Source organism: Massilia sp. Root335 (assembly GCF_001425685.1).
GTDB classification, from domain to species: domain Bacteria; phylum Pseudomonadota; class Gammaproteobacteria; order Burkholderiales; family Burkholderiaceae_D; genus Telluria; species Telluria luteola.
The window spans coordinates 189-20898 of record NZ_LMCY01000019.1 but is presented as its reverse complement, the minus strand read 5'-3'; the positions used below and the strand labels follow the sequence as shown (position 1 = coordinate 20898).

The following is a 20710-nucleotide window of genomic DNA, read 5'->3' as shown; positions in this document are numbered from 1 at the left end:
TCAGAACACGACGCCGGCGCCGAGCAGGAACACGTCCGAGTCGCGGTGGTAGTCGGTGATCACCCGGTTCCACGTCAGTTGCGCGCGCCAGGTGTCGCTGATGCGGTAGCGCATGCCGATCGACGCCAGCCCGGTCAGGCGCGTGACGCGCTCGGCTTCGGCGTCGGTGCGGTCGAGCTGGTCGCGCACGCCGTAGGCGCCGAAGCCCATCTCCAGCACGGTGCGTTCCGTGAACGGGCGCAGCAGCCAGATCTGGCTCGAGACCCCGATGCGCTCGGCCACGCCCACCTTGCCCTCGTCCATCAGGATGACGCTCCATTCGACGTTCGGGTTGACCGTGCGGCGGTACTCGACGGCGGCCGCCGTCGCCTTTTCCGATTTAAAGCTGTTCACGATGGAGCGGCCGCCCAGCAGCATGATCGTCTCGTCGCCCTTGTCGGCGTTTTCCTTGCGCTCCCAGTTCGGCACGGTGCCCAGCTCGTAGCCCATGCCGACCATCAGCTGGGTGGTGTCGCGGTCGGGGATGCCGTGGGTATGCGACAGCCGCGCCTCCACGTACGCATGCGAATGCAGGTGGTAGATCGCATCCACGCTCATCAGCTCACCCCAGCCGTGCTCGTTGCGGTAATCGCTCAGCGAGCCGTTGCCCGTCGTCGTGTCGAAATAATAGTAGGGGCCGAAGCCGGCGCCGAACGACCAGCCGCGCTGCGGCACGCGGGTGTGCAGCCACGCCTGGGCGCCGAGGCCGTCGCGGTGGTGCAGCCTGGGATGGCCTTCGTTCAGGTAGTCGGCGCTCAGCGCAAAGTATGGCGTCAGGCGCTGGGTGTAGCCGACGTTGACGGCGAACGAGGCGTCGCCGTGGTCCTTGTCGACACGCATCGCGCCGGCCAGCAAGGAGGCGTCCTGCGCCTGGGACGCGCCGGCGGCGGCCAGCAGCAAGGCGGAACAGAGGAGTCGCTTGGGGAGTCGCATGGTCGTGTCGGGTTGTTTTTTTGCGATTGTGCCAAGGTTTCCGATTTTCAGTCGCTCGAAAGCACTATCTCAGCCGTACCGTGTGCGAAGACGCAAGCCAGCGGTGCTAGGTTTTGGACAGCACCCCAGGACGGGGTGCGCCGCAGGACCCTTGTTCAACAGGAGGTAATCCATGAAACGTGTTCTGTCCGTCCTCGCACTGGCGGCGGCATCGGCCGCCATCGCCCTGCCCGCCGGCGCCGCGCCGAACGACCCGACCTACCGGGCCGTCGCCAGCGGGGCGCTGGAAAGTCCGCCCAACGCCTCGCCCGGCTCCAGCCTCGTGACGATCGACCTGAACGGCAAGCAAATGCTCGTCGACATGCCGTTCCGCGACCTGGACGGCACCACCACCGCGGCGCACGTCCATTGCTGCACCAGCTCGGCCTTCACGGGCACGGCGCCGGTGGCGGTGCCGTTCCAGGACTTTCCCCTGGGCGTCACCGCAGGCACCTACAGCAATGCCATCGCGCTCGGTGACGAAGCGTTCTACGATCCCGCCTTCGTGAAGGCGCACGGAGGCACGGTCCAGGGCGCCGCATCGGCCCTCGTCGACGGCATCGACGCCAACGAAGCCTACGTCAACATCCACACGAGCGCGTATCCGAACGGGGAGATCCGCGGCTGGCTGGTGGCCGCGCCCGTGCCGGAGACGGCCGAGTGGGCGATGCTGGCGGTGGGCCTGGCCGGGTTGATGTGGATGAGCCGGAGGCGGCCGGCGGTGTGACCGGCCGCCCGCGTTTTCGTAGGGTGGGCGGTCCTCCGCCCACGCGGTGATACCTGACGGTTTCGTGTTCGTGCACGGACCGGCTGGCGCCAGCTAGCGCCGCGTGGGCACGTTTCATTTGAGGCCCCCGGCCTCAAATGCCCACCCTACAAATTCAATGCGGCCCAGGCCGGAACGGCGATTCGCCAGAATGCCGCCAACGATTCCACGTTCCCCACATCCAGCCCGAGAAACCCCGCCGCCTGCCGCAGCGCCGCCACCGCGGCACCTTCATCGCCCGGCCGCACGGCCAGCGCGCCCGTCTGCTTGGACAGCTTGTCGCCATCGGCATTGCGCACGACCGGCACGTGCAGATAGCGCGGCGTGGGCACGTTCAACAGCCGCTGCAAGAAGATCTGGCGCGGCGTGGAATCGAGCAGGTCGGCGCCGCGCACGACGTCCGTCACGCCCTGCTCGGCATCGTCGACGACGACGGCCAGCTGGTACGCCCAGTAACCGTCGGCCCGCTTCAGCACGAAATCGCCCGACTCGCTGGCCAGATGCTGGCTGACGACGCCCGCGAGGCGGTCCTGGAAGGTGATGACGTCCGCGCCCGCCTCCGGCACGCGCAGGCGCAGGCTGCGCGGGCTGCGTCCCGGCGCGAGGCCGTGGCGGCACGTGCCCGGGTAGAGGGCGGCGCCGTCGGGCGCGAAGCCGAGGCGCGAATCGGCGATCTCGCGCCGGTTGCAGCCGCACGGGTAGACGTGGCCGGCGAGGCGGTCGTAGGCGGCCTGGTACAGGTGCTTGCGGCGGCTCTGCCACACGACCTCGCGGTCGGATTCCATGCCCAGGCGCCGCAGCAGGCCGAGGATCTCCTCGGCGGCGCCGGGCACGCTGCGGCCTTCGTCGATGTCTTCGATGCGGATGAGCCACGTGCCGCGATGGGCGCGCGCGTCGAGATAACTGGCCAGCGCGGCGACCAGCGAGCCCGCGTGCAGCGGCCCCGTGGGCGATGGGGCGAAGCGGCCGACGTAGGCGTCGGTGGGTGTCGTTGCGTTCATGGAGGCGCAACCTTAGCACATCGCGGCGGCCCCCTGTGCGGCCAATACCCGCGCGGCATCGTCCGGCGCGAGCGGACGGTGGTAGTAATAGCCCTGCACGAGATCGCTCCCCATCTCGCGCAGCAGCGTCAGCTCGGCCTCGGTCTCGACGCCTTCCGCCACCACGTCCAGGCCCAGCGCGCGCGCCAGCATCAGCACCACCTCGACGATCTGGCGCTTGTCGTCAAAACAGTCGAGCTTGCTGACGAAGGAGCGGTCGATCTTCAACGTGTCGATCGGCAGCCGGCGCAGATAGCTGAGCGAGGAATAGCCGGTGCCGAAATCGTCCAGGCTCACGAGCACGCCCAACACCTTCAACCGGGCGAACACGGCGATCGCATGCTCGGCGTCGGCCATGACGGCGCTTTCGGTCAGCTCGAGCTTCAGGCTGGCGGGCGCGATCCCGGTCTCGGCCAGCGCGCGCGCCACGACCTCGACCAGGTCGCCGCCCGTGAACTGCACGGCCGACACGTTCACGCTCATCGAGAGCCGGGGGTCATGGTCGCGCTGCCAGTCGCGCAACTGGCGGCAGGCTTCGCCCAGGACCCAGGCGCCGATCGGCTCGATCAGGCCGATTTCCTCGAGGACGGAGATGAATTCGCCCGGCGGCACGAGGCCGCGTACCGGGTGGCGCCAGCGCAGCAGGGCCTCGAAGCCGCGCACGCGGCCGCCGCGCGGGTCGACGATCGGCTGGAAGTGCAGGAAGAACTGCTGCTGCGCCATCGCGTCGCGCAGGTCCGCTTCCAGCTGCAGGCGGCGCACGGCGGCCAGCTGCATGGTCTGGTCGAACATCACCCAGCGCGCCCGCCCGCCCTGCTTGGCGTGGTACATCGCGATGTCGGCGTCGCGCAGGATGTCTTCCACGTCGGCGTAGCCGCTGGCGCTGAGGGCGATGCCCACGCTGGCCGTCACGAACACGCGCTGGCCGGCCACCTCGAACGGCTCGGCCAACACGCCCATGATGCGTTCGGCGACCACGATCGCGCTTTCGGCACTGGCCACCTGGTCGAGCAGGATCACGAATTCGTCGCCGCCGAAGCGCGCGAGCAGGGGCTCGTGCGCGAACGCGCGGTCGCGCGCCACCAGGTCGGTCTGGCGCAGGCAGAGCGACAGGCGCTTGGCCGTCGCGACGATCAGCTGGTCGCCGGACTGGTGCCCGAGCCCGTCGTTGACGGATTTGAAACGGTCCAGGTCCACGAACAGCACCGCGAAATGATTGTCCGGCTTGCGCTGCGCGCGCTGCAGCAAATGTTCGAGCCGGTCCGCGAACAGCTTGCGGTTGCCTAACCGGGTCAGCGGATCGTGCAGGGCGTCGTGTATCAATTTGTCGTGGGCGCGGCGGCGCTCGAACACGCGGCCGAGCTGGGTGCCGATCTGGGCCAGCAGCCGCAGCAGCGATTCCTCCGGCGCCTGGCGTACGCGGCTGAAAAACTCCAGCACCGCGACCACCTCGCTGGCGATCATCACCGGGAAGGCAAACATCGAGGCGAAGCCGGCGTCCACGATCAGCGACAGGCGGGGGGTTTCCGCGCTGCCGGCCGCATCGGTATCGATCCACGCGGGCTGTCCGCTGCGCGCGACCTGGCCCGGCAGGCCGACGCCGGCCGCGAACACGCTGGCTTCGGTGTAGGCGCGCAGTGCCCGGACCGGACCGCCGCCGTCGCGCGCGGCCTCGTCGTACCAGATGCTGGTCGGGTCGAGCCGTTCCCCGCCCGCATGTCCGGACACCAGCCACAGGTGGCCGAGTGGCCAGCTCCCATAACGGCACATGGCGTGCAGTGCGCGTTCCATCGCGTCGTTGACGCCCTCCGCCTCGTTGGCGGCCACCGCCATGCTCTCGAGCAGGGCGATTTCCTGCTGGCGCTGGAACAAGGCACGCAGGCCCCGCTCGGCAATCGCTTCGGCTTCCAGACGAGCCGCCACTTCGCGCCGCACGCGCCGCTCGAGACGGGCGATCTCGGCTTCCGGAGCCACGTTGTCGCCCCCGTTCATTGCTGGTCGAAACGGACGTGGAAGACACACCTGGCATCGCCGCGGTGCATGCACTCGTCCTGCTCGAACTCGATCCGCTCGCCGAAATGCGTGGCGGCACCGTGCATGAACCCATCGGCCAGCGCACACAGGCGGCGTGGCGAGTTGTAACCGATCTTGAGCACGCCGGCGACGCTCGTGTCGAAATCGAAGACGGGCGGGTGCGCGCCCGGATACAACTTGCGCACTTCGGGGTGGATGATGCTGTTCAGGCTCAGCAGGAAGCTGCGCACGTTCGCATGGCTGTCGAAGAACGCCGGATAGCGCCGCGCCAGCAGCGGCATGGCCCGGCGGCCGAACCAGCGCAGCACGGTGTCTTCCGGTATCTCCAGAGCCTGCGACGCCGTGCGCACCAGGGTGGCGATCTCGGCGTCGTCATAACTTCCCAGCGATGTATAGGCACCTTGCAGTCCGGCCACATCGAGTAATCGGTCCCAGGCGGCCTCGCCGTACGCGTTGCTGACGGCTTCTTCCAACAAATTAAAAACAATACCTTTCACTGCGGACACCCTTCACGTTTCATCAAATCGGCATCCGCGCGACCCGTCGATACGGGCATCACGCTGGATGGGTTATGAGTATTGCATTAAGACAATAATTTAATCAAATTAATTTGAACTCAGGTCCGCATGTTTGAGACAGCACAAGGAAAAAACCGCCGTATTTTATTATTGAGAATGGTATTGAGAATGATTCGCGTTTACGTTATCCTGCGCTTCCGTTATTGAGAAGGCAAGCCATGAACGCGATACCGACCCCGCTCAAACCCACCGATCACCTGCTCGACGCCGTCGCCACGGAACTGGCCTGGTCCGAGGCGCGCAAGCGCAGCCTGCAGCGGACGTTGCAAGCGCTGTTCCGCGAACACCTCCTGAACCGGGACCAATTGATCACGGAAGGTGCCGGGTCCTGGCTCCCCCTCTGGTCGCAGCAAGGCGTCTTGCGATTCGAGGGCCTGAGCCTCGGCCGCATCGGCGACTGCCGGCTGACGGGAAGCGTGTCGTACTACCCCACGGGCGAGCGGCCGCAGCCGGTGACGCATGCGGCCGCCTTGCTGGCCTGCGTGGCACCGTCGCTGCCGGGCCGGGGCGAGGACCTGCAGCGGCTCGTTCACGAACTCGACAACAGCCTCGCCAACGACGTCCTGTGCCTCGCTTACCGCCGGACGTGGGCCCAGTCGCTGCGCGCCGAACTGGGTGGCGCGGACGCGTACTTCATCGCCGCGCTGCGGCGCGCCGGGCACGCCAATCCCGCGCTGCTGCTGGAACAATGGGGCACGCTGGGCCACCCGTGGCATCCGACCTTCAAGACCAAGCTCGGCCTGTCCGCGGACGAGGTGCTGGCCCTGTCGCCGGAATTCCAGCCGACCTTGCGGGTGCCGCTGGCCGCGATCCGCGCGGACAAGGCCCGGACCACGTTCGCGGCCGGCGACGGCGACTACGCCGCCTGGTTCGCGCATCACTTCCCGGCGAGCGCGCAACGCTGGGAAGCCGCTTTGGCAAGGCTGGGCGAGCGCGCCGCCGACTGGCTGCCCCTGCCCCTCCATCCATTCCAGGCCCGCAAGGTGATCCCGCGGAAGTTCGCGGCCGAGATCGCGCACGGCGACCTGCTGCTGCTCGACGGCGTGGGCCTCGACGCGACGCCGACCATGTCGTTCCGCACCGTCGTCCCGGCCGGCTCGCCGGCGCTGCCGCACCTGAAGCTGCCCGTGTCGCTGCGCCTGACCAGCGTCCAGCGCACGGTCTCGCCCAAGTCCACCGTGATGGGACCGCGCATCACGCGCCTGCTCGCGGCGATCCTCGAACGCGAACACGGTTTTGGCGGCACGCTCGACATCGTGCGCGAAGACGTGGGCCTGCACTACATCGACCCGCAGGACGACGATGACCGCGCGCGCCACCTGGCGATCCTGTACCGCGCCAATCCGATGGCCAAGGCCGACCGCGGGCGCTTCCCGGTCCCGGTCGGCGCCCTGTTCGCGGAGTCGCCGTTCAGCGGCCGTCCGCTCGCGACGGAGCTCGTGGCGCTGGCCCACGGCGACCATGCCGCGGGCGCCGTCGCCTACTTCGGGCGCCACGCGCGCACCGTGCTGACGGCGCTGCTGTCCGCTTACCTCGTGTACGGCATCGCGTTCGAAGCGCACCAGCAGAACAGCTTCATCATGCTCGACGACGGGTACGCTCCCGTCCAGCTGCTCGCGCGCGACTTCGGCGACCTGCGCATCCACGGCCCCACGCTGCGCCGTGCCGGCCTGGCGCTCGACGCCTATCGCGCCGGCTTCACGGTGTACGACGACGACGAACCGGTGCGCGACAAGCTGCTGCACGCCGTCCTGCTGTGCCACCTGTCCGAACTGGCGCTGCTGCTGGCGCACGCCTACGGCCATCCCGAGCACCACTTCTGGGACGTCCTGCGGCGCACGATGGACGACGTGTTCGCGGACCTGCGCGCGCGCGTCCACGAGCGCCGCTGGCAGGCCGAACGCGAGGCGCTGCTGGCCCATGACTGGCCGGCCAAATCGTTCCTGCGCATGCGCCTGCTCGACACGTCGGACGACGTGCACGGCACGATGCCCAATCCGCTCGCATGACCACCGCGCGCTGGCTGTTCGCGCTGCAGCTCGTGGCGATGGGCGCCATGGAGATGAGCGGCCCGTTCTGGCCCCTGCACCTGCGCCGCCTGGGCGGCCTGGCGCCCGCGGCGCTGGCCTGGGTCAGCGCGGCCGCCTATGCCGGCCCGATGGCCATGGCGATGTGCACGACGCCGTGGTGGGGGCGCCTCGGCGACCGGGTCGGCCACAAGCCGATGCTGCTGCGCGCGCTGCTCGCGCTGGCGGCCACGCAGTGGTGGATCGCCGCGACCGACAGCGTGGCCGTCATCCTCGCCGTGCGCCTGCTGCAAGGCGCCCTTGCCGGCTACATCGCGGCGGCGCAGGCCTACGGTGCGCGGCTCGTGACGCGCGACGCGCGCGGCGCGCTGATGGCGCAGCTGCAGGCGGCGACGGCGATCGGCTCCGTGGCCGGCCCCGTCCTCGGCGGCTGGCTGTTCGATGCATGGGGCTTCCGCAGCGTGAACGTATGGGCCGGCGCCGCGTGCCTGCTGTGCGCGGCGGTGGCCGCCGCCGTCCTGCCGCCCACGGCCCCGCTGCCGGCCGCGCCGGCGTCCGGCGCGCGCCCGCGGCCGGCCGGACTGCGGCAAACGATGTACGGCCTGCTGCTCGGCATCGTGCTGGTGCAGGCCGGGAAGATGATGCCGCAGACTTTCTTCGGCCTGTACGCAAGCGAGGTGCTGCACGTGTCCAGCCGCGTGACGGGACTGTGCTACGCGGGCACGGCCCTCGGCCTGTGCGCGGCCGCGCCGTTCTGGGCGCGGCGCTTCGCGCGCATGGCGCATGCGCAGGTGCTCGCCCAGGTCGAATGGATTCTGTGGGCCTGCGTGGCCATCGTCGCGGTGCAGGCGGCGGCGTCGGACATCGGCCTGTTCCTGCTGGCGCGCGTGCTGTGGGGCGCGTGTCTCGCCGCCCTGCTGCCCGTGTTCTACGGCCTGCTCGCCCGCGCCGCCGCGGACGACGAACAGGGCCGCGTGCTCGGCGCCGGCAACGGTGCCGCCAAGGCCGGCGCCCTGCTGGGTGCCGGCGCGGGCGGCCTGGCCCTGGCCTGGGTGCCGCTGTCCGCCATGTTCTGGACCGTCGCGCTGCTGTATGCCGTCGCCGCCGCCGGCATGCGCGCCATCCGGCTCCAATCCAACCATTTCCAACACCTTCACACACCAACAGGGATTTCATGAATCACGCACTTCGTCCTTTACCGTACCTCGTCGCCATCGCGTGCAGCCTGTGCGCGCAAGCCCATGCCGAAGAACCCGCGATGCCGGAGGTGATCGTCAAGGACAGGAAAATCGATGCCGGCTCGTACGACACCCCCGACGCGACGACGGCGACGAAGATCAGCGTGCCGCTGCGCGACGTTCCGCAGACCGTCAACGTGGTGCCGGCCGTCGTGCTGCACGACCAGAACGCCTTGTCCCTGCAGGACGCGCTGCAGAACGTGCCGGGCCTGTCCTTTTCGGTCGGCGACGGCCAGCGCGACCAGGTGACGATCCGCGGCTTCTCCGCCATCAGCGACCAGTTCGTGGACGGCGTGCGCGACGATGCCTTGTACTTCCGCGACCTGTCGAACATCGAGCGCGTGGAGGTGCTCAAGGGACCGGCCTCCGTGCTGTACGGGCGCGGGTCGGCCGGTGGCCTCGTCAACCGCGTGACGAAGAAGCCGCTCGCCGATCCGCAGGCCGAGGCGGGCGTCATGCTCGGTTCGCGCGGGCAGCGCCGCGGCGAGTTCGACGTCGGCGCGGCGGGCGCCGGCAAGGACGCCCTGTTCCGCCTGACGGGCGCCGTCGAGGATTCGACCGGCTTCCGCGACCGCTACTTCCTGCGCCGCCAGGCGCTCGCGCCGTCGGCCACGTTCAGGCTCCAGCCAGGGACCACGCTGACCCTGCAGGCCGACTACCTGCACGACAAGCGCCTGGCCGACCAGGGCGTGCCGAGCTACCACGGCCGCCCCGTCGACGTGCCGGTCGAGACCTATTTCGGCGCCGCCAACGGCACCGCGCGCGCCTTCGTGCAGAGCGACGTCAAGAGCGCGACCGCGACGCTCGACCACGTGTTCGCGCCCGGCCTCGAGCTGCACACGGTGCTGCGCGCCTACGACTACGCCCTCGACCGCAATTACACGTCGATCGGCGCCATCGAGGACGGCGCCGCACCGACCGTCGCCATCGGCCAGAGCCACCGCCTGCGCGACGAGGACGGGCGCTACCTGCAGAACGAACTGTCGCAACAACTGGACTGGGGCGCGACGAACCACCAGCTGCTGTACGGCGTGGAGGTCGGCCGCCAGAACAAGGCCGAGGTGCTGCGCTCGCGCGGCAACGTCGCGACCTACAGCCTGTTCCACCCCGTGCTCGTGGACCTGCCGGTGCTGCCGGACACCGTCGCAGCCAGCGCCGACAACCGCAACCGCGTCGACATCGCCGGCCTGTATGTGCAGGACCTCGTGGCGCTGTCGCCGGCGTGGAAAATCCTGGCGGGCGTCCGCTACGATCGTCTGAAGCAGGACCGCGACGACCGCACGGTCAAAAACCTCGACCTGCACCGCGTCGACGACACCTTCTCGCCGCGCCTCGGCGCGGTCTACCAGCCCACCAGCCGGGTCGCGCTGTACGCGTCGTGGAACCGCTCGTTCCAGCCGATCTCCGATTCGTTCTCGTTCCGCGCCAACAGCGACACCTTGAAGCCGACGCAGACCGTCAACAAGGAAGCGGGCGTGAAGCTCGACGTGTCGGCGCGTTCGAGCCTGACGGCCGCGCTGTTCGACATGACGCAGACGAATATCCAGGTGGCCGATCCGGCCAACACGAATTTTTCGCTGCCCGTGGGCCGCCAGCGCACGCGCGGACTCGAACTGAGTTTCAGCGGCGAGCTGGCGCCCGGCTGGGATGCGATCGCCGGCTATGCGAACATGCGCGGCACGATCGAGGACTCGACGGAACTCACGACGGCACGCACGCCATTCGAAGGCAACACGGCGGCACTCACGCCGCGCCACACGTTCAATGCCTGGATCAAGCACCGCCTGGACGACCGGTTCTGGGTCGCCGCCGGCGGCCGCGCCGAATCCGCGCGCTACGCCTCGCCCGACGACCTGACGACCCTGCCCGGCTACGGCGTCCTGCAGCTGGGCGCCGGCTACGACGGCAGGAAGGTCGACGTGACGGTCACCGTGAAGAACCTCGCGAACCGACGCTATTTCGTGTCGGCGCACAGCGGCGCGAACGACTACAACATGCCGGGCGAGCCGCGCTCGGTGCTGGTCAGCGCGCGCTACCGCTTCTGACATGACGACAGGACGACATGATGCGCGCCACACTCCGTACCTGGTTCCGGCGCCTGCACCTGGCCGTGGCGCTCGTCTTCGGCTGCGTGTTCGGGCTGTCCGGGCTCACCGGCTGCGCCCTCGCGTGGATGCATGAACTCGACGCCATGCTCAATCCGGCGCTGTTCCATGCGGCGCCGGCGCCCGGGCCGCTCGCACCCGCGGCCGTCAAGCGCATCGTCGACCGGCTGGCGGCCGACCCGGCGTACGGCCGCCCCAGCCAGCTGATGCTGCCGGCGCGCGGCGGCGAGGTGGCGGTCGCGTGGTATCGCCTGCCGCCGGCCGCTGGACGCGGTCCGTTCACGCTGGACCGGTCGCGCCAGGTGATGGTCGACCCGGCCAGCCTGGCCGTCACGGGCGAACGCGTGTGGGGCCAGGCCGGCCTGTCGCGGCCCCTGCTGATGCCGACCTTGTTCCACCTGCACCGCTACCTGCTGGCCGGCGACGCCGGCAAGACAGTCGTCGCCGTCTCCGGCCTCGCGCTGCTGTTCACGTCCGTGGCCGGTTTCGTGCTGTGGTGGCCCAGGGCGCGCCTGGCGGCGTGGCGCAAGGCGTTCAGCGTCGCGTACCGGGGCTCGTGGCCGCGCCTGAATTACAGCTTCCACCGCGCGGCCGGCGCGGTCGTCGCGCCGGTGCTGGCGATGCTCGGCTTTTCCGGCTGCCTGTTCAACCAGCCGCAGTGGATCACGCCCGTGGTGGCCAGCGTGGCGGCCGTGTCGGCGCAGGACAAGCCGAAGCGCGGCGCGGCGGGCGACGTCGGCGTAGCGCGGGCGGCGCAAGCGGCCAGCGCTCTGTTCCCGGCCGCGCGCGTGGCGCGCATCGGACTGCCCGCGACGCCGGGCCTGCCGTACGAGATCCGCCTGCGCCAGCCCGGCGAGGTCCGCCGGGGCGACGGCAACACGCGCGTCACGGTCGATGCGGCGACGGGGCGCGTGCTGCGCGTGCGCGATCCGCTGCACGCGCCCGCGGGCGATGCCTTCATCGACTGGCAGTTCCCGCTGCATACGGGCGAAGCGTTCGGCACGTTCGGACGGGTTGTCATCAGCATCGCCGGGCTGGCGCCGCTCGCGTTCCTGGTGACGGGCCTGGCGATCTGGCGGCAGCGGCGCAAGGCGCGCGCGGCGGCGTGGTGACGGGCGCGTTTTTGTGTCAAACTTGGCGCCATGTGCGTCAACTACCGCCCTCCGCTGCCCGAACAACTCGACATGGTGCTCGGCACCCTGGTCGACCTGTACCGCGACTGGGACTGGCCCAGCGAGACCTGGAAGGATGAGGTCTGGAAAGACTACATCGCCCCGATCGTGCGCGCGGGCGCCGGCGGCGAACGCAAGCTGCAGCTGGCAAGCTACGGCATGGTGCCGCGCCGGCACATCCCGCCGGGCGTCAAACCGTTCGACACGATGAACGCGCGCGCCGAATCGCTGGGCGAAAAGCGCTCGTTCGCCCCCGCCTGGCGCCGCGCCCAGCTGTGCGCCGTGCCGATGACCTGCTTTTATGAACCGTGCTACGAAAGCGGCCGCGCCGAGCGCTTCGGCATCGGCATGGCCGACGACAGCGTGTTCTTCGTCGCGGGCCTGTGGCGCGAGTGGTCCGAGGCCGACGGATCGATCGCGGCGGCGTTCACGCAGATCACGATCAACGCCGACGACCACCCGCTGATGCGGCGCTTCCACAAGCCGGACGACGAAAAGCGCGCGCTCGTCGTGCTGCCGCCGAACGACGTCGACGCCTGGCTGCACTGCCGCGACCCGGAACTGGCGCGCAGCTTCCTGCGGGCGTATCCGGCGCAGGCGATGAAGGCATGGGTCGCGCCCAGGGCGCCCGCCGCGAAGGCTGCCGTGCAGACGCCGCCGGGACAGCAGAACCTCGAATTATTTTGACGCGGGCGCCGCCTCGGCCGCCTTCACGACCTCGATCACCTGCTTCGCCACCCCGTTCGGCACCGCCAGCGACAGCTGGTAATGCACGATCTCGAATCCCGCTTGCGTCCTGCGAATGACGCCGCTGGCCATGCAATGTCCCATGTTTTCCGTGTCGAGCAGCTCGTCGAACCAGATCAGCCCACCGTCCGGTGTCGCATACACGTTGCGCCGCGTGGGGTGGAACACCCAGGCGGCCTGCTTGCCCTCGAAATACTTGCGCCCCCATTCGCGGAAGGCGTCGCGCTGCCACAGCTCGCCGCGGTCGGTGCCGATGTAGACGCCGTCCGGCGCCATCTTGTCGAAGTAGCGCATGCGCGCGTGGGCGGCGTCGTCATGCCAGCCGTCGACGAAGGCATTCACCTGCTGCGCGAGGGCCGGGTCGATGCCGGCGGCATGGGCGAGCGACGCGACGAACAGGCAGCATGCGAGGATCAGCGATTTCATGGTCGGGGTCCTTTCCAGGGCGAGAAAGGGATTGTGTAACGAAATGTGCCGGTTCAACAACTCCGCTCGGACGGGTGTACATTTATTAACATGAGAACCTTCGTCCTCGCCGCCCTGCTGGCGGCCATTTCCTCCGCTGCCTGCGCCTCGGACCAGGCGCAGCCGCCGGCGTCCATCCACCTGCGCCTGGACGAGGATGCCATCCGCAAGGCCGTGCGCGAGACGCTCGCGGAGATGCCGGCGCCGGCGCGGGACCGCGGCCCCGTGCTGAGCGGCGATCCGGCCCACGAGAAGTTCAAGCGCCAGTTCGACGACGCCCGCGTGCCGGGATGCTGGGGCCCCGACGCGCTGAAGCACCAGCCGGCGCAGATCGGGCCGATCGGCCTGGGCGGCATCCTGGCGCTGCCGTTCTGGGGCGCGGCCATCGCCGCCGGCAAGTGCCGGTAGGCGCAGCGTCGTCAGGCCGGCAGCGCGGCCAGCAACTGGTCCGTGCTGCGCACCCGGCCCATCGTCGGGAACATCTGCTCGAACGCGAAACGGTGCATGTCGGCGGTGAGCGTCGACGTGGCGTCTTCGGCGAACACGATGTCGTAGCCGAGGTCGTGCGCCGCGCGCGCCGTCGTTTCGACGCCGATATTGGTCGCCACGCCGCCCAGGATGATCGTGCGGATGCCGCGCCGGCGCAGGATCTGGTCCAGTTCCGTCGCATGGAACGCCCCCCACTGGCGCTTGGTGACGAGGAAATCGCCCTCGCGCATGCCGGCCTCGGGAAGGATGTCGCAGGCGTTGGCCGGGAAGCTGTCGGGACGGGCGCGCGGCCGGTCGACCACGTGCGTATGGATGTCGCCCAGCGCGACGCGCACGTACACGACGGTGGCGCCGGCCGCGCGCCAGGCGGCGGTCAGGCGGGCGGCGTTGGCGACGACGTGCGCGGCCGGATGCGGCGCCAGTTCGCGCGCCAGGATGCCGTGCTGGAGGTCGATGAGGACGACGGCCGTGGATCGGGGTTGGAGATCGGTCATGGGAATCCAAAAAGTGAGTTATGCGAGGACATCCTCGCAAAATATAGTAGAGGATGCCCTCGCATAAGTCAAACGTGAGGCCGTGTCATGACGTCGCTATAATGCAAGCCTCATCCAGGACGACCTATCCATGACAGCATCGCCACCCGAGGCGGCCCGCGGCGCCGCGCCCAAGCGCCAGCGCGGCCACGAGCGCGTCGCCGCCATCCTCGAGGCCGCCGGCAGCCTCTTCCTCGACAAGGGCTACGACGCGGTCACGATGACCGAGATCGCCGCCAGTTCCGGCACCGCGATCGGTTCGCTGTACCGCTTCTTCCCGTCCAAGGACGCCGTGGCCGACGCGCTGCTGGGCACCTATGTCGAACAGCTCGGCGCGGGCTTGGCCGCGCTGCGCGCGCGCGCGGACGCGCTCTCGCCCGCCGACCTGGCGGATGCCCTCGTGGATGTCATGCAGGAGTTGCGCGCCCGGCGCGGGGTGGCGCTGGCGCTGGTCGACGCGCGCGGCCTGGAAGCGAGCCGGCATCAGGTGCGCGAGACGATGCTGGCCAGTCTGCGCGGCCTGATGGACGCGGTGCTGCCCGCCTTGCCGCCCGGGCGTGCCGACCCGATGGCGCTGGCACTGCTGCACGTCCTGAAGGGCGTGGGCCAGGTACCGCAAGGGGAGCCGCACGAACGGGCGCTGCTCGACGAATACCGGCGCCTGTTGCGTGCGTATCTGCTGATGGGCTGATCAGGCGCGCCGCGACGTGGGCGGCGGACGCACGTCTGGCACCGCCGCGTCCCGGCGCGGCAGGCCCAGCGACACGGCGAACGGGATCAGGAAGGGATACAGGGCCCATACGATGCGCCCTTCGACGCGCACGCTCAGCGCCGCGTACAGCGGTGGCAAGGCCATCAGCACGAGCAGGCCGCGCAAGGGCGCGATGCGCGGCGGCGCGCGCCAGATGCCGACGATGGCGAGCGGCAGGACGAGGCCCGCGCAACCGGCGAGCGACAACAGGCCGCGCGTGTCGTCCAGCAGCGCGCGCACGGTGCCGAGGTTGGGCACCCAGGCGTAATGCGGCAGGCCCGGAATCAGCCACCAGCGCACCGCGACGAGCCACCCGGCCGCGGCGGCCAGCGCCGCGAGCCCTTGCGGCACGGCCACCTGGCGCATCACGAGCAGCCAGCCGAGCAGCAGGATGTTTTCTTCGCGGATCGCGGTCGCCGCGAGGCCGGCCGCCAGCGCGAGGCGCGGCTGCCCCGTCAGCACGGCGAATACGAACAGCATGCGCATGCACACGGAACCCGGATCGACGAGCAGGTAAGGCGCATACCAGAACGTCGGCAGCGACAGCACGACGAGCAGCCCCGCCGCCAGCGCCCGCAGGGTGCCGAAGCCCATGCGCCGCACGGTCGCCGTCGCCAGGCAGGCCGTCGCGGTGACGAAGATCCAGTTCAGCGCGGCGAACGTGTTGTGCAGGTCGCCGGGCAGGAAGGCCGCGAGGGCCGGGACGGCCAGGCGGTACGGAAACGGCGCACGCAACGCCTGCAGCGGAATTTCGCCGCGCACCCAGCGGGCGGTGTCGAAATAGGCCAGCGAGTCCTCGACCGTGCCGCCCCAGCGCCACAACATGATCGCGAGGGAAAGAAAAGCGAAACCGCCGATCACGAACGGCCAATTGAAACGTCGGGGGGTCCGGTAGACGTCGCCTGAATTTTGTGCCATGGTGCTGACTGTCGGGTTAACAATCTTGCGAGCATAGCGAAATGTCGCCGACGCGTCTACATCAAGTGTTCAATAAGGCAATGATTCCGGTGATGCGACGCTCGCGCGCGCGCCGGGAATCGTGGATAATTCCGGCCATGAACGACACTACCCAACTCCCACCCCTGCCCGACCGCCTGTCCATCGACCCGAAGAGCCCGCACCACAATGCGGAAGTCTTCAAGCACCCGGTCGGCATCCGATTCAACGGCAAGGAACGCACCGACGTCGAGGAATACTGCCTGAGCGAAGGCTGGATCAAGGTCGCCGCCGGCAAGACCCTGGACCGCAAGGGCCGTCCGATGCTGATCAAGCTGAAAGGCGAGGTCGAGGCGTATTACGCTGTCTGACCTTGAATCGATAACGCGTTGATGCGACGGCCGCCGGAGTGATCCGGCGGCCTTTTTATTAGCTGTTTCCCGGCAGCGAAGCGGGTACTACAGCAGGTCCGTGGTACCGCAGAGAAGAGAATTCAGCATGTACCAACCTCTGATTCCCTACTCGAATACGTAAAGATCGGTATAGCAGCCCGAAAAACGGCCTGTCTCAGAAAAATCTCCCCTGCATTTCTTTACGAAAATATACTTTATTGCTAGAGTCTTGCATAAATATCACTAACGGGAGGCAGGATGCTTGCAAGCCGTATCTGGAAAAGGCTATCCGATCCATATACCTTGGCGAAAGGCATCTTGATTTCGGCTGCGGCATATCTGACGTTCGTGATCATCCTGCCAAGTACGTTGTCGACCTGGCGAGATGTGCACACGGTGAGCACGCTAAACGTCACGCCGACAACGCGCGCCCAACTGGTCGACACGCTGGCCGACAAGGTCGCCCGGCGCTACCTCGACGAAAAAAAAGGCGCGCAGGTCGCGGCCGCGTTGCGCCAGGCCGAACGTCATGGCGAATACGATGGCATCAGCTCTCCCGGTCAGTTTGCGCGCCTGATGACATCGGAATTGGTCCGGTTCAGCGATGACCAGCACATGGCGGTCGGGTTCGTGCCCGGCGACGTACCGGTTTCCCCGGAGCGCAACTTTCCCCGTCCACCCAACGATGACCTGTCCCTGCCCGCATGGCTCGTAGACCGTCTCGGCCGCTACATGGCACGTTTCGGTGTCGAAGAGGTGACGCAATCGGATGCCGGCATCGGTTACCTGCGGCTCGACTGCTTTTTCCGCCCTTATCTGTCAGCCGAAAAATTTGCCGCGGCAATGGATCGCCTTGCCGGCTCCAGGGCATTGATCATCGATTTGCGCAACAACGGCGGTGGCAACAGGGACAGCGTCGCACTGCTGGCCAGCTATTTTTTCGACCGGCCGACCCACCTCAGCGATGTCGTCGCGCCGCGTACCGGAGAGCGCTTGTCCATGTGGACGAGCGGGAACGTCGAGGGTCGCCACTACGGCGTCTCCCGGCCCGTCTACATCCTGACCAGCCGGGCCACGTTTTCGGCCGCGGAGGATTTTGCTTATGCCATGCAAACGCGGAAGCGGGCCACCATCGTCGGCGAAGTCACCCGGGGCGGTGCCCATCCCGTCGCACCGTTTCGCCTGAGCTCGCACTTCATCGTAGTTCTGCCTGTCGCGGAGAGCATCAGTCCCGTCACGCACACGAACTGGGAAGGCGTCGGCGTGCGGCCGGATGTCGCCGTGCCTGCCGAACAAGCACTTGGCGTTGCGACGTCCCTTGCGACCGGGACGGGCGCCGTGCGCCACAACGGGATCCGGTAATCCGGCGGCTCCGATCTATGCCCTGAAAAAGGGCGCCAGCAAGCAGTCCAGCGCCGCGCGATACGCGGTCCGCAACACCTCCACGCGCGCCGCGTCGCCGCGGGCCGCGACGAGCGCGAGCCCGCTGCCGTGCGCGTGGTCGACGAGGATGTCGCGCCACATCAGGTGCGCCGGCGTGAGCGCCGCGAGCAGTGCTTCCAGGCGGTCCGTGATCTCCCGGCTCGCACCGGCAAAGGCCGCCGGCTCGGCAAAGATCGCGAGCGTCAGTTGCGGGTGAGCAACGACGGCGTCGTGATAGCGCGTCAACAGCATCCGGATCCCATCGGCGGGCCCGCCGAGCGCGTCGTCGCCTTGCAGCACGGTGCCGTACAACCGGTCCGACAAGGCCTGCAGCAGGCCGGCGCGGTCGGTCACGTGGTGGTACAGGCTCATCGGCGTCACGCCCAGCCGCGCCGCAAGGACCCGCATCGTCAACCCGGCGTCGCCGTCCTCGTCCAGCAAGGCCAGGGCCGCATCCAGGATCGCGTCGCGCGTGACGCCCTGCCCGCGCGCGGGGCGGCCGCGGGGGCGCGTCACGACGGCAGCCGGTACGTGGATTGCACGAGGCCGGACGGGAAGCTGCGGCTGGCGACGAGGGCCAGGTCGCAGTCGGCGCGGAGGTCCCCGAACAGGGGACGGCCGGCGGCGATCAGCACAGGCACCGTCGTGACGACCATGTCCGCGATCAGGCCCGCGCGCAAAAATGCCTGCACGACCTGGCCGCCGTCCACGTAGACGCGGCGGGCGCCATCCAGCTCGAGCTCGCGCATGACGACGGCCGGCGCGAGGTCGGCGAAACGCACTTTGCCGCGCAGCCGGTCGGGAACGGGCGTTCCCGCGAGCCGGCGCGAGAGCACCACCACCGGGAGGGAGTACGGCCACGGCTCGAACGTCGCGATCTTTTCGTAGCTGCCGCGGCCCATCACGATGGCGTCCTTGTCGGCGATGAAGGCGTCGTAGCCGTGATCTTCGCGCGGGTCGTCGCGGGCGAGCAGCCAATCGATGTCGCCGTCGGGGCGCGCGATGTAGCCGTCGAGGCTGGTTGCGATGAATACGTGTCCGGTAATCATAAGTCCCCTTATTTATACGCTGTATATTTTATGCGGAGACGGAAAAAAAAGCGAGCCCGCAGGCTCGCTTTCCGATGACGACAGGCGCGGATTAGCGGATTAACGCTTGTCCATCGCCGGCACGTCGCGGCGCTGCGAACCGACGAACAGCTGGCGCGGACGGCCGATCTTCTGTTCCGGGTCGGCGATCATCTCGTTCCACTGGGCGATCCAGCCGATGGTACGGGCCATCGCGAAGATACCGGTGAACAGCGAGACCGGGATGCCCAGGGCCGACTGCACGATGCCCGAGTAGAAGTCGACGTTCGGGTACAGCTTGCGCGACACGAAGTAGTCGTCGTTCAGGGCGATCTTTTCCAGTTCCATCGCCAGCTTGAACAGCTGGTCGTCCTGCAGGCCCAGTTCGTTCAGCACCTCATAGCAGGTTTCGCGCATCAGCTTGGCGCGCGGGTCGAAGTTCTTGTACACGCGGTGACCGAAGCCCATCAGCTTCACACCCGAGTTCTTGTCCTTGACCTTCTCGATGAAGGCCGGGATGTTCTCGACGCTGCCGATTTCCTTCAGCATGTTCAGTGCGGCTTCGTTCGCGCCGCCGTGGGCCGGGCCCCACAGGCAGGCGATACCGGCTGCGATACAGGCGAACGGGTTGGCGCCCGACGAACCGGCCAGACGGACGGTCGAGGTCGATGCGTTCTGCTCGTGATCGGCGTGCAGGATCAGGATGCGGTCCAGGGCGCGGACGAGGACGTCGTTGACCTTGTACTCTTCGCACGGGTTGCCGAACATCATGCGCATGAAGTTCGCGCTGTACGACAGGTCGTTGCGCGGGTACACGAACGGCTGGCCGACCGAGTATTTATAAGCCATCGCGACCAGGGTCGGCAGCTTGGCGATCAGGCGGATGGCCGAGATTTCGCGCTGGTTCGCGTCGTTGATGTCCAGCGAGTCGTGGTAGAACGACGCCAGCGCGCCGACCGTACCCACCAGCACCGACATCGGGTGCGCGTCGCGGCGGAAGCCGCGGAAGAAGAATTGCATCTGCTCGTGGACCATCGTGTGCTTGGTCACGGTGGTGACGAACTTTTCCTTCTGCGCGGCGTTCGGAAGTTCGCCGTTCAGCAGCAGGTAGCAGCTCTCCAGGAAGTCGCAATTGACGGCCAGCTGTTCGATCGGGTAGCCGCGGTACAGCAGCTCGCCCTTGTCGCCATCGATGTACGTGATGGCCGACTGGCAGGCGGCCGTCGACATGAAGCCAGGGTCATAGGTGAACTTGCCGGTCTGGCCGTACAGCTTGCGGATGTCGATGACGTCCGGGCCGATCGTGCCCTTGTAGATCGGCATGTCTACCGATGGGCTGCCGTCCGAGAACGACAGAGTGGCTTTGGTATCAGAGATGTTCATGGCACTTCCTTCTTTGGGAGGTGGGTACAAGATAAAAACGAAATCTTCCGGTTTCGTTACCGGCGTCCGTGACAGCGTGGACGCCTCAGGCTTGCCGCAGGCGCGCCACCAGGGCACGCACGTGCGGCAGGTCGACCTCGCCTTCGGGCTCGGCGCGGCCCAGCAGCAGGTCCATCAGCGGGTTGTCCGCCAGGTCCAGCAAACGGGTCAGCGCATCGACTTCCTCGTCCGTCAGTTCTTCTTCATGCGCGTCGAGGAAGCGCGTGAGGATCAGGTCGTTCTCGAGCAGGCCGCGACGGGCACGCCAGCGCAGGCGGGCACGGTTGGCGGGATCGGATTGATGCGTTTTCACACTAGAGTCCGTTGTTGGGTCAACACTATACTCCGGCTGCAGGCAGTCGACAGTACGGTAGTTTTACTATATTTAAGCAATATTAATTGCGTTACGCCGGCATTTGGTGGGCACGGGGTGCCCACCCTACGTTTGGTACGCATGCATCACCAAACCGTAGGGTGGGCGGCCTCCGCCCACCAAACGCATGCATCACCAAACG

General features: G+C 68.1%; 21 protein-coding genes. 10 read left to right on the top strand and 11 right to left on the bottom strand.

Features of this window, described 5'->3' with window-relative positions; translation table 11 throughout:
* On the bottom strand, positions 1–972 hold the full coding sequence (locus ASC93_RS11790; RefSeq protein WP_157201873.1) for a hypothetical protein: 972 nt from the start codon (positions 970–972) through the stop codon (positions 1–3).
* A gap of 172 nt (positions 973–1144) precedes the next feature.
* On the opposite strand from ASC93_RS11790, the gene ASC93_RS11785 reads away from it, so the two are divergent.
* Positions 1145–1738: a CHRD domain-containing protein gene (locus tag ASC93_RS11785; RefSeq protein ID WP_056441630.1), complete on the top strand. Its 594-nt coding sequence runs from the start codon at positions 1145–1147 to the stop codon at positions 1736–1738.
* A 146-nt stretch (positions 1739–1884) separates the two neighbouring features.
* Here ASC93_RS11785 and gluQRS read toward each other — a convergent pair whose 3' ends face one another.
* From gluQRS to ASC93_RS11770, 3 genes are read right to left on the bottom strand one after another with little or no spacing between them, the layout of a single operon-like run.
* Positions 1885–2778, bottom strand: a complete 894-nt coding sequence (gene gluQRS / locus ASC93_RS11780) for a tRNA glutamyl-Q(34) synthetase GluQRS (RefSeq protein ID WP_056441627.1) — start codon at positions 2776–2778, stop codon at positions 1885–1887.
* Positions 2779–2790: 12 nt separating this feature from the next.
* Positions 2791–4809, bottom strand: coding sequence for a bifunctional diguanylate cyclase/phosphodiesterase (locus ASC93_RS11775; protein ID WP_056441624.1), 2019 nt, complete (start codon positions 4807–4809; stop codon positions 2791–2793).
* Entirely contained in the window at positions 4806–5357 is a 552-nt protein-coding gene (locus tag ASC93_RS11770) for a heme NO-binding domain-containing protein (protein WP_229412693.1), read from the bottom strand. Before ASC93_RS11770 ends, ASC93_RS11775 begins: the two co-directional genes overlap by 4 nt.
* A 230-nt stretch (positions 5358–5587) precedes the next feature.
* Here ASC93_RS11770 and ASC93_RS11765 point away from each other — a divergent pair, with 230 nt between their 5' ends.
* Genes ASC93_RS11765 through ASC93_RS11745 form a run of 5 tightly spaced genes read left to right on the top strand, consistent with a single transcriptional unit; the run spans position 5588 to position 12658 of the window.
* A complete protein-coding gene (locus tag ASC93_RS11765) occupies positions 5588–7438 on the top strand; it encodes an IucA/IucC family siderophore biosynthesis protein (protein ID WP_056441619.1) in 1851 nt (616 codons plus the stop codon).
* The gene (locus ASC93_RS11760; protein WP_056441615.1) at positions 7435–8634 is read left to right on the top strand and encodes an MFS transporter; all 1200 of its coding nucleotides are present in this window, start codon (positions 7435–7437) and stop codon (positions 8632–8634) included. Before ASC93_RS11765 ends, ASC93_RS11760 begins: the two co-directional genes overlap by 4 nt.
* Positions 8631–10739 carry a TonB-dependent siderophore receptor gene (locus ASC93_RS11755; protein ID WP_056441611.1) on the top strand — a complete coding sequence of 703 codons (2109 nt, stop codon included), beginning with the start codon at positions 8631–8633 and terminating at the stop codon, positions 10737–10739. The genes ASC93_RS11760 and ASC93_RS11755 overlap by 4 nt, the downstream gene beginning before the upstream one ends.
* A 20-nt stretch (positions 10740–10759) precedes the next feature.
* Positions 10760–11911 carry a PepSY domain-containing protein gene (locus ASC93_RS11750; RefSeq protein ID WP_307188988.1) on the top strand — a complete coding sequence of 384 codons (1152 nt, stop codon included), beginning with the start codon at positions 10760–10762 and terminating at the stop codon, positions 11909–11911.
* A gap of 30 nt (positions 11912–11941) precedes the next feature.
* On the top strand, positions 11942–12658 hold the full coding sequence (locus tag ASC93_RS11745; RefSeq protein ID WP_056441604.1) for an SOS response-associated peptidase: 717 nt from the start codon (positions 11942–11944) through the stop codon (positions 12656–12658).
* Here ASC93_RS11745 and ASC93_RS11740 read toward each other — a convergent pair.
* Positions 12650–13144 carry a nuclear transport factor 2 family protein gene (locus tag ASC93_RS11740; protein WP_056441600.1) on the bottom strand — a complete coding sequence of 165 codons (495 nt, stop codon included), beginning with the start codon at positions 13142–13144 and terminating at the stop codon, positions 12650–12652. The genes ASC93_RS11745 and ASC93_RS11740 overlap by 9 nt on opposite strands.
* Before the next feature lie 90 nt (positions 13145–13234).
* On the opposite strand from ASC93_RS11740, the gene ASC93_RS11735 reads away from it, so the two are divergent.
* A complete protein-coding gene (locus ASC93_RS11735) occupies positions 13235–13591 on the top strand; it encodes a hypothetical protein (protein ID WP_056441597.1) in 357 nt (118 codons plus the stop codon).
* Between the two features lie 11 nt (positions 13592–13602).
* Here ASC93_RS11735 and ASC93_RS11730 read toward each other — a convergent pair whose 3' ends face one another.
* Positions 13603–14166 (bottom strand): isochorismatase family protein, encoded by a 564-nt coding sequence (locus ASC93_RS11730; RefSeq protein WP_056441594.1) that lies wholly within the window; start codon positions 14164–14166, stop codon positions 13603–13605.
* Positions 14167–14296: 130 nt separating this feature from the next.
* Between ASC93_RS11730 and ASC93_RS11725 the strand changes: the two genes are divergently transcribed.
* Positions 14297–14896, top strand: coding sequence for a TetR/AcrR family transcriptional regulator (locus ASC93_RS11725; RefSeq protein WP_056441591.1), 600 nt, complete (start codon positions 14297–14299; stop codon positions 14894–14896).
* Here the strand turns inward: ASC93_RS11725 and ASC93_RS11720 are convergent, their stop codons facing one another.
* Positions 14897–15874, bottom strand: a complete 978-nt coding sequence (locus ASC93_RS11720; RefSeq protein WP_157201872.1) for a hypothetical protein — start codon at positions 15872–15874, stop codon at positions 14897–14899.
* Between the two features lie 137 nt (positions 15875–16011).
* Here ASC93_RS11720 and ASC93_RS11715 point away from each other — a divergent pair, with 137 nt between their 5' ends.
* Both ASC93_RS11715 and ASC93_RS11710 read left to right on the top strand, forming a co-directional pair.
* Positions 16012–16263 (top strand): DUF3297 family protein, encoded by a 252-nt coding sequence (locus ASC93_RS11715; protein ID WP_056442269.1) that lies wholly within the window; start codon positions 16012–16014, stop codon positions 16261–16263.
* A gap of 279 nt (positions 16264–16542) precedes the next feature.
* Complete coding sequence (locus ASC93_RS11710; RefSeq protein ID WP_082547958.1) at positions 16543–17646, top strand: S41 family peptidase; 1104 nt, start codon at positions 16543–16545, stop codon at positions 17644–17646.
* Between the two features lie 15 nt (positions 17647–17661).
* Here ASC93_RS11710 and ASC93_RS11705 read toward each other — a convergent pair whose 3' ends face one another.
* From ASC93_RS11705 to ASC93_RS11690, 4 genes are all read right to left on the bottom strand, one after another.
* Positions 17662–18222, bottom strand: coding sequence for a TetR/AcrR family transcriptional regulator (locus tag ASC93_RS11705; protein ID WP_056441583.1), 561 nt, complete (start codon positions 18220–18222; stop codon positions 17662–17664).
* Complete coding sequence (locus ASC93_RS11700) at positions 18219–18755, bottom strand: dihydrofolate reductase family protein (protein WP_056441580.1); 537 nt, start codon at positions 18753–18755, stop codon at positions 18219–18221. The genes ASC93_RS11705 and ASC93_RS11700 overlap by 4 nt, the downstream gene beginning before the upstream one ends.
* Positions 18756–18854: 99 nt before the next feature.
* Complete coding sequence (gene gltA / locus ASC93_RS11695; protein WP_056441579.1) at positions 18855–20156, bottom strand: citrate synthase; 1302 nt, start codon at positions 20154–20156, stop codon at positions 18855–18857.
* Between the two features lie 85 nt (positions 20157–20241).
* Positions 20242–20508 (bottom strand): succinate dehydrogenase assembly factor 2, encoded by a 267-nt coding sequence (locus ASC93_RS11690; RefSeq protein WP_047823985.1) that lies wholly within the window; start codon positions 20506–20508, stop codon positions 20242–20244.
* Positions 20509–20710: the final 202 nt, after the last annotated feature.